This window comes from Fusobacterium sp. FSA-380-WT-3A (assembly GCF_012843705.1).
Classification (GTDB): domain Bacteria; phylum Fusobacteriota; class Fusobacteriia; order Fusobacteriales; family Fusobacteriaceae; genus Fusobacterium_B.
The window spans coordinates 25,625-40,579 of sequence record NZ_JABAFQ010000007.1; the positions used below are offsets into that span (position 1 = coordinate 25,625).

The 14,955-nt window shown below is 26.2% G+C and carries 12 protein-coding genes; 2 read left to right on the plus strand and 10 right to left on the minus strand.

Features of this window, described 5'->3' with window-relative positions; genetic code table 11:
- Positions 1–14: 14 nt before the first annotated feature.
- Positions 15–590 carry a crossover junction endodeoxyribonuclease RuvC gene (gene ruvC, locus HF862_RS05735; protein ID WP_170186964.1) on the plus strand — a complete coding sequence of 192 codons (576 nt, stop codon included), beginning with the start codon at positions 15–17 and terminating at the stop codon, positions 588–590.
- A gap of 33 nt (positions 591–623) precedes the next feature.
- On the opposite strand, the gene HF862_RS05740 is transcribed toward ruvC, so the two are convergent.
- The 8 genes from HF862_RS05740 to HF862_RS05775 form a co-directional block, all read right to left on the minus strand.
- Positions 624–1,238: a superoxide dismutase gene (locus tag HF862_RS05740; protein ID WP_170186965.1), complete on the minus strand. Its 615-nt coding sequence runs from the start codon at positions 1,236–1,238 to the stop codon at positions 624–626.
- Between the two features lie 101 nt (positions 1,239–1,339).
- Positions 1,340–2,038, minus strand: coding sequence for a tRNA (guanosine(46)-N7)-methyltransferase TrmB (gene trmB / locus HF862_RS05745; protein ID WP_170186966.1), 699 nt, complete (start codon positions 2,036–2,038; stop codon positions 1,340–1,342).
- 13 nt (positions 2,039–2,051) lie between these two features.
- Positions 2,052–3,281 (minus strand): 3-deoxy-D-manno-octulosonic acid transferase, encoded by a 1,230-nt coding sequence (locus HF862_RS05750; protein WP_170186967.1) that lies wholly within the window; start codon positions 3,279–3,281, stop codon positions 2,052–2,054.
- Positions 3,271–3,966, minus strand: a complete 696-nt coding sequence (cmk, locus tag HF862_RS05755) for a (d)CMP kinase (protein WP_170186968.1) — start codon at positions 3,964–3,966, stop codon at positions 3,271–3,273. Before cmk ends, HF862_RS05750 begins: the two co-directional genes overlap by 11 nt.
- Positions 3,967–3,981: 15 nt before the next feature.
- A complete protein-coding gene (gene prmA / locus HF862_RS05760; RefSeq protein WP_170186969.1) occupies positions 3,982–4,914 on the minus strand; it encodes a 50S ribosomal protein L11 methyltransferase in 933 nt (310 codons plus the stop codon).
- Positions 4,915–4,924: 10 nt separating this feature from the next.
- On the minus strand, positions 4,925–5,716 hold the full coding sequence (locus tag HF862_RS05765; protein WP_170186970.1) for a TIGR00282 family metallophosphoesterase: 792 nt from the start codon (positions 5,714–5,716) through the stop codon (positions 4,925–4,927).
- Between the two features lie 440 nt (positions 5,717–6,156).
- Positions 6,157–9,021 carry an autotransporter outer membrane beta-barrel domain-containing protein gene (locus tag HF862_RS05770; RefSeq protein WP_170186971.1) on the minus strand — a complete coding sequence of 955 codons (2,865 nt, stop codon included), beginning with the start codon at positions 9,019–9,021 and terminating at the stop codon, positions 6,157–6,159.
- A gap of 231 nt (positions 9,022–9,252) precedes the next feature.
- Entirely contained in the window at positions 9,253–10,929 is a 1,677-nt protein-coding gene (locus HF862_RS05775) for a phosphoenolpyruvate carboxykinase (ATP) (protein ID WP_170186972.1), read from the minus strand.
- A gap of 320 nt (positions 10,930–11,249) precedes the next feature.
- On the opposite strand from HF862_RS05775, the gene mnmH reads away from it, so the two are divergent.
- The gene (gene mnmH, locus HF862_RS05780) at positions 11,250–12,284 is read left to right on the plus strand and encodes a tRNA 2-selenouridine(34) synthase MnmH (RefSeq protein ID WP_170186973.1); all 1,035 of its coding nucleotides are present in this window, start codon (positions 11,250–11,252) and stop codon (positions 12,282–12,284) included.
- Positions 12,285–12,407: 123 nt separating this feature from the next.
- Here mnmH and recQ read toward each other — a convergent pair whose 3' ends face one another.
- The gene (gene recQ / locus HF862_RS05785; RefSeq protein ID WP_170186974.1) at positions 12,408–14,327 is read right to left on the minus strand and encodes a DNA helicase RecQ; all 1,920 of its coding nucleotides are present in this window, start codon (positions 14,325–14,327) and stop codon (positions 12,408–12,410) included.
- 14 nt (positions 14,328–14,341) lie between these two features.
- Positions 14,342–14,938 (minus strand): 3'-5' exonuclease, encoded by a 597-nt coding sequence (locus tag HF862_RS05790; RefSeq protein WP_170186975.1) that lies wholly within the window; start codon positions 14,936–14,938, stop codon positions 14,342–14,344.
- Positions 14,939–14,955: the final 17 nt, after the last annotated feature.

Genomic DNA, 14,955 nt, shown 5'->3' on the forward strand with positions numbered 1-14,955 from the left:
TTAGGAGTATAATTATGAAAATACTTGGTATAGACCCTGGTACAGCAATAGTAGGGTTTTCAATAATAGAATTAGAAAATTCATCTTTAAAACTTTTAGACTATGGTTGTATCTATACAGATAAAAATCTTTCTATGAATGATAGATTACTAATAATTTTTAATGAACTTGAAAAAATTATTAATAAATATTCTCCAGACCACATGGCTATTGAAGAGTTGTTTTATTTTAAAAATAATAAAACTGTTATTTCTGTAGGAGAAGCCCGTGGGGTTATCTTATTAGCTGGTAAAAAAAATAATCTTTCTATCTATGAATATACACCATTACAAGTAAAAATAGGAATTACTGGTTATGGAAAAGCTGACAAAAAACAAGTTCAGCTTATGGTTAAAACTATTTTAAAATTAAAAGAAATTCCTAAACCTGATGATGCAGCTGATGCTATAGCCATAGCTATAACTCATATTAACTCTTTAAAAACTTTACAATACTCAAATATTTCTTCATCAGTTCTTTCTACAAAAAATCTTTCTAAAACAAAAATGTCAGTTAAAGAGTTTAGAGAATTATTATTAAATTCTAAATAAAAAAGAACAGGAGACCTGTTCTTTTTATTTTTCTTATTTAGCTTCCATATAACGCTTTTCGATTAAATCCCAATTTACTATTGTCATATATTTTTCTATATAAGTTGGTCTTAAATTTTGATAGTCTATATAATAAGCATGTTCCCATACATCTATTGTAAGTAATGGTTTGTAACCATCTTTTAATGGAGTATCTTGGTTTGCAGTTTTTATTATTTGTAATTTTCCATCTTTTAAAACTAACCAAGCCCAACCAGAACCAAATAAAGTTGTTGCTGCTGCTTTAAATTCTCCTACAAATTTTTCAACACTTCCAAAATCCTCTTCTATTTTAGCTTTTAATTCCCCTTTTAACTCTGTAGAGTTTGGTTTTGTTAAAGCTTGGAAATAGAAATTGTGGTTATAAACTCCTCCACCATTATTTGTTACTGCTGTTAATACATCAGCTGGTACTTTATCTAGATTTGATAATATTTCTTCTATTTCAAGATTATGTAAAATTTCAGCCTTTTCTAAAGCTGCATTTAAGTTATTTGTATAAGCATTAAGATGTTTATCTCTGTGGAACTCTAAAGTTCTTTGACTAATAGCTGGTTCTAAATCTGTATAACTATATGGTAATTCTAATAAACTAAATGGATATTTCATTTGTAACCTCCCTAAATTTTTCTTTACATTTTTATAATGATTACAACTTATAATACATTTTACCATATTTTTTTATTTTTTACAAGTTTTTAACCAGATTTCTATTTTATTTTTTCAATTTCTATATAATTTATATTTTTATTAAATTTATTTAAGAATAATTGTTCAAACTCTGTTAAAACATTATCAATAGCTTTTTCACTTTTATGTAAATCATTAGTGTGGTAAACTACTTTATAATTTTCTAACTCTTTTGATAATTCTAATACATCTAAATAATATTGGTCATGGTCTGTTTTAAAGAATAATTTTCCTCCAACTTTTAAAACTTTATCTAAAGTTTCAAACAAAGGTTTTTGAATTATTCTATTTTTTTCATTTCCTTCCCATGGGTCAGGGAAATTTATATACATTCCTTGTATCTCTCCCTCTCCTATAAAATCAAGAATTTGTTCTCCAAATCTTCTTAAGAAAACTACATTTTTTAAATTAAAATTTTTAGATTTTCTAGCTGATGAATGTAATCTTTTAAATCTTAACTCCATAGCCATATGATTTCTCTCAGGATATTTTTGACACATTCCTATGGCAAAATTTCCACTACCTGAACCAATTTCTATATATATTGGGTTATTATTTCCAAAAAATTCATTCCATCTATTTTTATATGAATCCATTAAATCACTATCATACATTATGTATTCTGGAAACTCTTTTAATCTTTCCATATATGGATTATAATGTTTTTTAGGCTTTTCAAAAAAATGTTCCCAATATTCTTTTTCTTTTATTTCTTTCATTCTCCCTCCAAAATCATAAATCATTTACTATTTTCTCTGCCACATTTTTATTAGCATTGAAAAATTCCTCTATCTCTTTCTCTTTTGAATTTTCTTTTTCTATTTTTAAGATTATTTCATATATTTCATCAGAATTTTTTACTTCATAACCTATCTCTCTTCTAAGAATTTCTTTCGCTATATCCTTTACATTTTGTAAATACTCTCCAAAAATTGGCGTTTTTCTGTAAAATAAAGGCTCTAATAAACTATGTCCTCCAATATTTACTAAAGTCCCTCCTACAAAAGATATATCTGCTATAGAGTAAAACTTTCTTAAAACTCCCATTTTATCAACAATTAATATTTTATAATCATGTTCTTCTATATTAGTTTGTTCTTCTAATTCACTAAATTTTTTATAATTAATTCCCATATTTGTTATTGTACTTTCTAATTTAGGAATTCTATCTAAATGTCTAGGAACTAATACTAATAGATAATCTTCTAATTTTTTTAAAGCTTCTATTATTATTTCATCTTCCCCTGTTCTTGTACTTCCAGCTACAAATATTTTTTTATCTTTTGCTAAAATTACTTTTTTTAATTGTTCTTTTTCATCAAAAGAATAATTTTGTAATTCTATATCAAATTTTAAATTTCCTGTAACTATGACTTTTTCAGGAGTTGCCCCTAAACTCTCAAATCTCTCTTTATCTATTTCTGTTTGGACATAATATTTTTCTATTTTATTAGTCAATAAACTTTTTAAAATACCTTTTATCTTTAAGTATTTCTTATAACTTTTATCTGATATTCTTCCATTAACTGAAAATATTTTTCCTTTTTTATAAGCCAAATTTATTAAATTAGGCCAAATTTCAGTTTCAATAAGAATCAATCCCTTAAGGCTAATAGTTTTTAAGATTTTATTTATTATAAAATAATCATCTAATGGAAAATATATTACTTTTACTCTATTATTTACTGAATATTTTTTTATAGCTGTTTCATATCCTGTATCTGTAAAAGTACTTATCAATATCTCTTCATCTTTTTTTTCAAGAATTTTTTTCACTAAAGAATCTGTTAAATTTACCTCTCCTACAGATGAACAGTGAATCCAAAAATATTTATTATCACTTTTTAAAAATTCAAAGTTTTGAGAAAATCTCTTTTTTATAAATTCTCTTTTTTTTCTATCAAATATACATACAAAGAATAATATTATATATATAATCACTCTTAAAAAATTATATATCATATTTCTCTCCATCTCTCTTAGCTTTTTGTTGTCTTGCTACTCCTATAAATACTCCTAATTTAGCTACTGTTTCTTCAATAGTATCTCCATCAGTATTTATCTCAACAGCATCTTCTGCTTTTTTTAATGGTCCTTCTTTACGAGTAGAATCTATAAAATCTCTCTCTAATATTCCAGCTAGAACTTTATTATACTCCTCTTTTATCCCTTTTTCTTCATAATCTTTCATTCTTCTTCTAGCTCTTTCTTCCGGAGAAGCTACTAAAAAAATTTTTAAATCAGCATCTGGAAAAACTACTGTTCCAATATCTCTACCATCCAATATAACATCTTTTCCAGAACTTATCTTTCTTTGTAACTCTACCATTTTTTCTCTCACTTCTTTTATTTTAGCTACATAAGAAACTAAACCTGTAACTTCTGGAGTTCTTATCTCTTTAGATACATCTTTTCCATTTAAATAAAAACTATCTCTATCTATATCAATATTTATTAAAGGTAGATGTTTTTCAATATTTCCTTTTTTATTTAGGCTTATATTATTTTCTAAAAAATATAAGGCACACATTCTATACATAGCTCCTGTATCTAAATAAGTCATTGAATATTTTTTAGCCAAAATTTTAGCTACTGTACTTTTTCCACTTCCTGCTGGTCCATCTATTGCTACTATAAAATTTCTCATAACTTCCCTCCCAATTTATCTATTTTTCATTAAAATAGCTCTCCACTCTTTATCAGCTTTTACTTCTAAAATTTCTAAACCTATTTCATTTATAGCTTTTTTCATCTCATCTAATTTATCCTCTATTATTCCAGAGAATATTATAATTCCATCCTCTTTTACTACTCTTGATATATCTTTAAGAAGTATTAGTAATACATCAGCCAAAATATTAGCCACAACTACATCAAATTTTTTATCTTTTACTACTGATATTAAATCTCCCACATAAGCTTTTGCCTTTTCTTTATCAACTTTATTTAAAGCTAAGTTTTCTCTAGCTACTTCTACAGCCATTGAATCTATATCAGTTCCTACAATCTCTTTTGCTCCTAATTTTTCAGCAGCTATCATCAATATTCCTGAACCTGTTCCAACATCTATTACAGTATCATCAGAAGATATATTTTCTTCCATAAGTTTTATACATAATGAAGTTGTTGGATGAGTTCCTGTTCCAAATGCTCTTCCTGGGTCTAATTCAATCACAAGCTCATTTTCTTGAGGCTCATATTCTCTCCAAGTAGGTTTTACAACAAATCTCTCACTTATTTTTTGAGTATAGAAATATTTTTTCCAACTGTTTTGATAATCTTCTTCATCATATTCAAAAAATTCTATACTATATATAATATCATCTCTATCTTGAAACTTATTATCAAAAGCTTCACTAATAGCCACTTTTCTTCTTTCTGAATAAGGATTTATTGGAAAATAAGCTGATACAGCATTTTCAACCATTAAAAATTGTTTTTCATCTTTATAATAATCTAAAGAATTTTTATGTGTCAATGGCTCTTCTATTTTTAAACCTGTAGCACCAAAGTCGTAAAATACATCTCCTATTTCTTTTTTTGCTTTTTCTAAATCATCACTTTCAAATACAACTTTTATCTCTAATACTTTCATTAAATTTCTCCTACATTATTTCTATTTGACTTAAAGAAAGATTTATTCTGTCTATTCTTGTACATTCTCCAGTTTCTTCATCTATTTCAACATCTATTCCGTTTAATCTCTCTAAACCTTTTGCTATTTCAAATCTTTGTGGTAGACAATTTATAAACTTTGGAATAACACATTCATTATCCATTCCGATTATACCATTGTCAGAACCTGTCATTCCAACATCAGAAATATATCCTGTTCCCTCTAATAATATTTTTTCATCAGCTGTCTGTACATGAGTATGCGTTCCATATAAAAGAGAGATTTTTCCATCAAAATATTTTCCTAAAGCAATTTTTTCAGAAGTCGCTTCAGCATGAAAATCTACTATTATGATTTTACAATTTTTTCTCATTTCTTCTACTACTTTTCCTAAAACTTGGAAAGGACAATCTATTGGTGGCATAAATACTCTCCCTTGAATAGATACAACTCCTACATTTATTCCTTTTCTACTTTTTACAATAGTATAACCTTTTCCTGGAACTCCTTCTGGATAATTTACAGGTCTTAATAATCTATCTGAATTTTCTAAATAAGTATAAATCTCTTTTTTATCCCAAATATGATTTCCACTTGTTATAACATCTACTTTTTTCTCAAAAAATTCATCTGCTATCTTTGCTGTAATTCCAAAACCAGCAGCTGAATTTTCTCCATTTACAACTATAAAATCATATCTTTCTCCAACTTTTTTTAAATATTCCTCCAATGTTTTTCTTCCAGGACTTCCTACAATATCTCCAATTACTAATACTCTCATTTTTCCTACTTTCTTTTTTTATTTTTATTTTATAATTCAATATTTTATTATATCATTTTTTTTACTAAAATTAAATATTTGAAATTTATTTTTATCAATGGACAAATAATATTTTCTATTTTATTTTTATTTTACAAAAGAAAAATAAAATGATATAATTTTATTAAGAAAAATATTTTTTGTTGTCAAAATTTTCCACTGGCGAAAAATATTTTTTCACCAAAAAAATGGAAGTTTTAACTTCCTAAAATAATTATTAACTATACAACTTATTAATCTATAAATAAAAATCACTCTTTTAAATCTAAGGTATAATTATAACCCCTGATTTTAAGAGTGATTTTTTTCATCCTGTAATTTTAATTCTTTATTTTTATTGGTATTAAAAAATAAAATTTCTTATTTTTTACTATAATATGCTTTATATCTTTTTTTATTTTTTAGAATTCATATCTAAATCCTAAATTTCCTTGCCAATTTGTTTGTACTTCTGCACTTCCTGTTCTTTCAAAGTCTACATATAAATTTAGATTTTCTAGTACTCTATAGTTTGCTCCTATTCCATATTCTATCCAGCTATCTCCTAAGTCTTCTGTCATTGTTTTTCCATTTATTGTTGTATCTAATTCTCCAGCAAATTCTTTTACCCCAGCTACTCTTACATATACATTTCCTTTATCAAAATTATATCCTAAAGCTGTTCCTACTCTTCCTTCTGCTGTATAAATTGTATCTTGTTCTACATTTAATCCTGAACTTGTTCTATAATCTTCTGCCCCTACTCTTCCTAAACTCATTTCTACGCTTGGTTTAATGAAGAATCCTTTTGTTAAGTTAAATCTTCTTCCATATTCTGTACTTAAGCTCATTCCAAATGTATTGTAATCTCCTGATGAATTTATTCCACTTAAACTTGTTACATCATATTTATTTTCTAAACGACTTACTTTAAAGATTACATCTACATAATCTCCATTATTTCCTAACCAAGTTCCATAGATTCCACCACCTACTGCTGTATTATCTCCTGTTACATATGAGTTATGAGAATAATCTGTATCTCCTTGAGTATAGCTTACTAAATATCCTACAAATCCTGTACCATTGTCAGTTGAATATTTTTTATCATATCCTACTTGATATGTTTGATATTTATTTTCATATCCTTTGTTGTATTCACTTTCTCCAGCATAAACTCTAGCCCAAACTCCTTCGTTTCCTGTAGAATTTCTTAATTCTCCCATTCTTTTATTTAAAGAATTCATCTCTTGTTTCCAAGCTATATACATATTAGTTGATAGTGCTTGTAAACCATCCATTGTAGTTGTTGTTTTATTTTGTTTTATTGTAGAAGTATTTAACTCTCCATTTTCTCCTAAATTTCCTGTGATAGCTCCTTCTGTTAGTCCTTCTTCTACTCTTACAGTTGTATCAATAGATTTTATTCCTTCTCCTGTAATATTTCCTGATAATTTTCCTAAATTTCCATTTATATCATTTACAATATCATCAGCAGTTATTCCTGTAAAGTTTATATCTAAAGAATCTTCTAATTCATCTTCTCTATTTACAACTCCAATACTTAAACTTCCTGTTTTAAAACTTCCATCTTCTTCTTTAGAAGTTTCCATATTTACAGTTCCTGTTCCTGTATAATTTCCTATTGTAATATTCTTTCCTAATCCATTATTTATAATACCATTATCCATAGTAAGCTTTCCAAAAGAACTATTGTTATTATTATTCCAAGTAGCTCCATCTTTTAGAACTACATTTATTCCTTTTGGAGAAGCTGAAGTTTCAGTATTTGCCAATGTTATTGTACTAGAACTAGTTTCTTCATTTATACTTCCATTTATATATGAATTTTCTCCTGTTAAATTAATGTTAATAGTTGAATCTGTTGATTTTATATCTCCATCAATTTGAACAGTTTTATTTTCTCCTACAACATTAATAGTACTATCGTTTTCAGCATATAATGCATAACTTTTTCCAGTTCCATTTGCTTTTATATAAGTATCTCCTAATATATCTATACTTCCTGCAGAGCCTTTAGAATGAACAGCATATACATCTCCTTGTCCTTGATTTATTTCTATATTAGTGGTAGTGTTTTCTCCTATTTTTATAGTTCCACCCACAGAATCTAATCCGTATGCTTGATTTGATGTATGACCATCTGGTGGAGTATTTATTAAATCTTTAGCAATATCCATTTTTATATTAAAAGTATTAGAATCTACTAAAAATTTATCTCCTATGTCTATAGTTACTGCTTTTGTCCCTGTAGAGTAACTTGTTCCATCGTTATCTACTCCAGCCCCTTTTAATATTATACTAAAATCTTTTACATTTGCTGTTATTTCTGTTTCTGAATTATTAGCAAAAGCACCTGATTGAATTCCTACAACATTTGTTGCACCTGTTTTATCTCCAGGTAAAATTTCTCCATAAATAGTTACATTTCCTTTATTATTAAAAGAAATTTTTCCACCATCATTATCTACTCCTGTTACTCCAAATTCACTAGTTGAAGTAATATTTATATCTCCACTGTTATTAAATAATATTTCAGATTTTTTTTTGGCTGTTAAAGTTTGTGTTGTATAATCTTTTGTATATGATGATATATTTACATTTCCACCATCAAAAATAGCTTTTCCACCATTACTTCCATTTACAAGTAGACCAAATCCCCATTTTGAACTAGAACCTTTACTTTCAACATTTATATTAGTTTCTTTTAAAGAAAATTTAGCCTCTGAACCAAATACTTGAATTCCAACAACTGATTCTGTAGATTCTCCTTTTATATCTATATTTAAATAATCTCCACCAAAATTACCTATACTACCATCATTTAATGCTATTCCTTTCGCATAGGAACTTCCATTAACCCTTTTTGCATTAGTTACTGTTAAATTTTCTGTATTTAATACTGAAGAACTTCCTTCTTCAGAAGATTTTTCCATATAAATTATTCCATCTACTATTGTATTTTTTATAGTTAATTCAACATCTTTTATTACCCCATAGTCAGCATTTGTAGCATAAATATCTCCATTTACTGTTGCATTATTTATATTTCCAATTCCTTCTGTTACGGTTTTCTCTATATCTCCAACATAAATATTTCCATATTCTCCTCCACTTATTTCTAAATTTCCATTTCCATAAGTTGGAGCTATTACTTCAGCAAACCCTACAGTTCCTGTTATCATAAAAGCAACCATCATTCCTAAAGTTACTTTTACTTTTCTTTTTAACCATCTTTTTAAAGTATTTTCAGTGTAATTATTCATATTATTTTCCCCCTTTAAAATTTTTTATTATATTTTTATTTTAAATATACATCAAAAAAAAAAAAATCAATACCTTTTTCATTAATTTAATATTATCTTTATTTTAATACAGAACTTTTAAAACTATAATACTACATTTTATAAAACTAAAAATTGAGATTTTACTATAATTTTCTTTTATAAAAAACAAAAAACCACTGCTTTTATACAGTGGTCTTTCTTATTTTTTTACTAAATAGAATTTATCTCTTTTACAACTTTTTCAATAGCTTCTAAAGCATCTTCAGGAAGTCTATCTCTTCCACCTTTAAATGTTTCTCTAGATTTTACAAATTCTAATCTATCATTCATTCTAGCTTTTAAAGCTTTTAGATAATCTTCATCTTCTAAGTTAGGTACAAATCCTTCCCATTCAAATATTTCTATATCAGAGAATGGTCCCCAAGGTTTAAATACAGCTTCTTTATCAACTATTTTTTCTAAGATTCCAAGAGTATCTTGAGCTTTAACTTTTTTACCCATAAATTCTCCTGTATTTAAAATATAGCAATCTACATTTTTATCTCCAACTAATTTTTTAAATTTATTATAGTCATCTGATAATGGATGAGTTCTAAATGGGTTTGCATAAGGTTCAACTACTAAAGCATTAGGGTCTACACCTTTAGCCAATCTTTCAGCATTACTTCTTTTTGTAGCAAGAGTTGCTCCCATTACAGAAGCTAAAGAAGCTCCTTTTAATTTTACAACAGGAGGCAATGTAGGGTCTTTCATTAACCAGAATATAGCATTTACTGGCTCATCTATTTTATCCACACGATTTGGTGACCATAATTTAGATTTTATAGCTCTTCCATTTCCATTTCTTATATCTTCTGTTACTATAACTACTTTTCCATCTTCATCTAAAGTTGCAGAACAGTTTTGAACTGTTAGTAAATATTTATTAGCTGGACTTCCAGCTGGATAGTCATTTGTTTTATCAAAATATGTTGGCTCTAAAGCTATTGATGAGCAAGTTTCAGTATTAATAATAAAAGCATCATCATGTAATATTGTCACATCATATTTTCCATCATGTTTAGCATGAGTTAAAGTTGATTTTCCTGTTCCTGATAATCCAAAGAATGAAGCTACATATGAGTCTCCATTTTTTAGTTTATATCTTTTTTGTCCACCATGACAAGATACATAACCTTGACGATTAGCTATAGCCCAAGCTAAAGTTAAAGTACCTTTTTTAAATTCTCCAAAATATTTCATTCCAAGTATAGCAGCACAGTTATTTTCTGGGTCAAAATATGTTAAATATTCTGGGTCAGCAGCTTCTACATATCTAGTTCCTTTCCAGAATGGGTCTGAAAAAATATATATATCAGATTCTTTAGGAAGAACTCTAGAATTTTTATACATTTTTAGATATTCAGTTGATAAGTATTGGAAGTTTAACATCCATGAATACATTATGTTTTCTTCACCTTCAGGTATTAATAAATGGGCTTTTACCATAAATTCTGGATTTAATCCAATGTATGCTTCAGCATGATAAAGTTTTTTAAATCTTGTATAATAAACAGCGTTCATTAAAGTTTTATCTAATCTTTCTTTATCTATATCTGGGTCTCCTATAATTCTTCTAGCTGCAGCAAAACGTCCTGTAATAGGTCCATCATTAAATAATAAAACTTTAGTATCAGGTTCTAGTCCAAATTCTTCTCCTTTGTAAACAGGTAAATCTGTTACTATTGTTCCAGGAGATGCTTTTGCTAATTTATAAGCTTCTTTTACTGTTGTAACTTTTGTTACATTATTTCCATAAAAGGCAGCTTCTATTATAGAACGTGTTCTAGAAAATCCTGGTTTATTTGCTCCTATCTCTTCTGTTTTATAATATGTTTTTGTAGCCATAGTGTAACCTCCTCATATTCTTCTGCAATTTTAGATTATTTTTTAATCTATTTTTGTGTAAAAAATAATATTTTTTCTAAATTTATTATACTCACTTTTATTATTTTAGTCTATTTTTATTTTATTTTTTTATTTTTTTATATATATTTTTTCAAAAATAATTAAAATCCTCTATTTTCTTTACATTTTCATTATTTTTAGTCCACTCTACATTATAGCTTATAAAATAGAGTTTGGCAATAGTTATTTTATTAATTGATATTATTTCTTTTTTAGTTTATAATATCAATTAAGAATTTTTTATTTAAGGTAGGTTTAAAATGAGAGAAATTTCTTTTGAAGATGTTTTAAAATTAAAAAATTATATTTTAATAGATGTTAGAAGCCCAAAAGAATATAAAGAGGAACTTATTCCAGGAGCTATTAACATTCCATCTCTTTTAGATGATGAAAGAGCTGAAGTAGGTACTGCTTATGTTAGAGTTTCAAAGGAAAAAGCAAAAGAAATTGGAATTGAAAAAATTTCTAAAAGATTACCTATAATTTTTAAAGAAATTAATGAACTTTCTAAAAAATATGATAAACTTATTTTCTATTGTGCTAGAGGAGGAATGAGAAGTACAACTTTAGAGGTTCTTTTCAATAGTCTTGGTTATAAAACTCTTAAGTTAGAAGGTGGATACAAAGCTTATCGTCAATATGTTTTAAATAATATTGCTGCTAGAAATGAAAATATAAAATATATTGTTCTTCATGGAAGAACTGGAGAGGGAAAAACTAAGATTTTAGAAAAATTAGAGGAAAGAGGATATTCAGTTTTAAATTTAGAAAAGTTGGCTGACCATAAAGGTTCTTTCTTTGGGGGACTTTGTGAGGAAAAAAAACAAAGTCAAAAAAGATTTGATGGAGAAATTTTTAATTATCTAGTTAATAATAAAAAAGGTTATTTTTTAGTTGAAAGTGAAAGTAAAAGAATAGGTGACCTTTATGTTCCAGAGCCTATATATAACTGTATATTAACAGGTACTCATATTTTTATAAGTACATCTATGGAAAATAGAGTAAAAGTAATTTTAGAAGATTACTCAAAAGCCTCTATTCCTGAGTTAGAAGAATGTTTATTAAAAGTAGCTAGATATATAAGTAAAGAAAAATATAATAGATACCACTCTTTATTAATGGAAAATAAATTAGCTGAACTTAGCGAAATTCTTATGAAAGAATATTATGACCCTCTTTATGATAAAGGAATAGATAAACATACTTATGAATTAGAAATAAATTATTCTAACATTGACGAGGCAATTGATAAAGTAATTGAATTTTTAAAAGAAAAAGGATATGAAAATGAATAATAAAATAAAAATCCACCTCTTTCGAAGTGGATTTTTATTTATTTCTTTTTGGGGAGAGAAATTTATATAACAATATTATATCGTTATGCCATTTAGACATTTTTTTTGCAAAAAAGTTTATTTTTATAAAAATAAATTTTTCACTATAATATCTTTTAATAGGTCTGTATCTATTTTTAAATTTAAATCTCTTTTAAGATTTTCTATTTTTTCTATATCTAAATATTTTTCATCTATAAAATTGTCAATTTTTATTTTTTTTATATCTTCATCTGTAAACTCATTTATAGTTTTTAAAAATTCTTCTCCATAATTTTTAAACTTCTGATTTCCTACCCCTTTTATTTTTAACATCTCCCATCTATTTCTAGGTTTCTTTTCAGACATTTCTAATAAAGAAGTATCAGAAAATATTATATATGGAGCAACTCCCTCTTTTTCACTTATTTTTTTTCTTAAGAAATTTAATTTTTTAAATAAAGTATCTTCATAATAATCAAATGATATTACTTCATTTACTTTTCTTTTTATTGTTTTTAAATTTTTCAATATATCAAAAGAATTTTTGTTTAATTGAACGATTGGAAAACTTCCAGCAGTAAGTTCTATATAATTTTCAGCTATTAAAAAATTTACAAATTCTTCAAGCCACTCTTGATTTTTTTCTTTCATCAATCCAAAGGTTGTTATCTCATTTAATTTTTTTCTCTCTATTTTAGTATCAGCTTTTCCTAATAAAATATTAATCAAAGTAGAAGTCCCTATTTTTTCTTTAGCTCTACCTATACAAGATATTACTTTTTTTGCCTCGATTGTTAAATCCTCTACATCTTTTATGTTTCTACAGTTTCCACAATTTCCACAATAATTTTTTATTCTTTTATCTCCAAAATATTTTAATATAAACTCCCTATAACAACTATTTAGATTGGCATATCTTACCATCTCATCAAGTTTCCTTCTCTTGATTTTTCTTTGTTCATCACTTGTTTCCTCATTAGCTTCTATAAAAAATTCCTGTGTAGTTATATCTTCCTCATTAAAAATTAAAATAGCTTCACTTGGAAGTCCGTCTCTTCCAGCTCTTCCAGCTTCTTGGTAATAACTTTCCAAATCTCTAGGAATATTTTTATGAATAACATATCTTATATTAGATTTATCTATCCCCATACCAAAAGCATTAGTAGCTACCATTATCTCTATATCATCTTTTAAAAAAGCCTCTTGCATTTCACTTCTCTCTTCTTTAGAAAGACCAGCATGATATTTTCCTACATTATATCCTTTTACTTCTTTTAAATATTGATATAATCCTTCTACTTCTTTTCTTGTATTAGCATAAATTATTCCTGACATATTTTTATGATTTCTAATATATTTACTTATATAAGCATCAGATATAACAGATTTTTCAACTTTAAAAAATATATTTTCTCTATCAAAACCACTTATATACTTAAAAGGATTTTTCATCTCTAAAAATTTTTCAATATCCTCTACAACCCTTGGAGTTGCTGTAGCTGTCAAAGCTAATATTGGAAGTTTTTTATTCATAGCTTTTATAAATTTGGGAATTTCCAAATAACTTTTTCTAAAATCATGTCCCCACTGTGAAATACAATGAGCCTCATCTACAGCTATAAAAGAGATATTTATTTCTCTTATCAATTTTATAAATTTTTCATTAGTTATTCTTTCAGGAGCTAAATATAAAAGTTTTACATTATTGTATCTCAATTCATTGATAGCTTTTATAAACTCCTCCTTTGTTAAAGTAGAATTTATATATATAGCTTTTATCCCTAAAACTTTTAAAGCATCTACTTGGTCTTTCATCAATGAAATTAAAGGAGAAATTACAATTCCTACCCCATCAAAAATCAAAGAGGGAATTTGATAACAAATAGATTTCCCTCCACCTGTTGCCATTATTCCTATTGTATCTCTTCTATTTAAAATACTGTTTACTATATAATCTTGTCCTTTTCTAAAAGAATCATATCCATATATTTTTTTCAATAAAACTATTGCTTCTTTTTTCATTACATAAAATCCTTCTAATTTTTATTAATAAAAGTTATAGCTGATTTTTCTCTATTTTTACACATTTTTCTAAATATTTTTGCTGTTATTTTTACATCATCTAAACTAGAGTGAAAACTATATTGATTTACATCTATCTCATAAAATTCTGCTGTTTCTGATAATCTTGGATTTTTAAATCCATAATTACATGGTATTTTTATTATATATTTATTTGAAAACATAGTATCAAATGTATATTTAATTTCCATATAATCATTTATATATTTTAAATCAAAATTAATATTATGCCCTATAAAATGATTCACTCCTTCACAAAAGCTTTTAAAACTTTCTATATCCTCATAGAAAAATTTAGGATAAGAGCATCCTTCTCTTCTTTTTTCTATTTCATTTCTAGTTAATCCATTTACACTTATGGCCTCTTTATTCTCTTCTTCTCCATCTTTTATAAAATAATATCTGTCATATTCCTCATAATCTTTTAAAAATTTTTCATTTTCAATATCATAAAAAACTTTTATAGCTGATATTGATAAAACAGAATCATTTTTGGTTAAACCATTTGTCTCTGTATCAAAAATTATCAATGGAACTATCTTATTTTTCATTTTTCTCCTTATCTTTT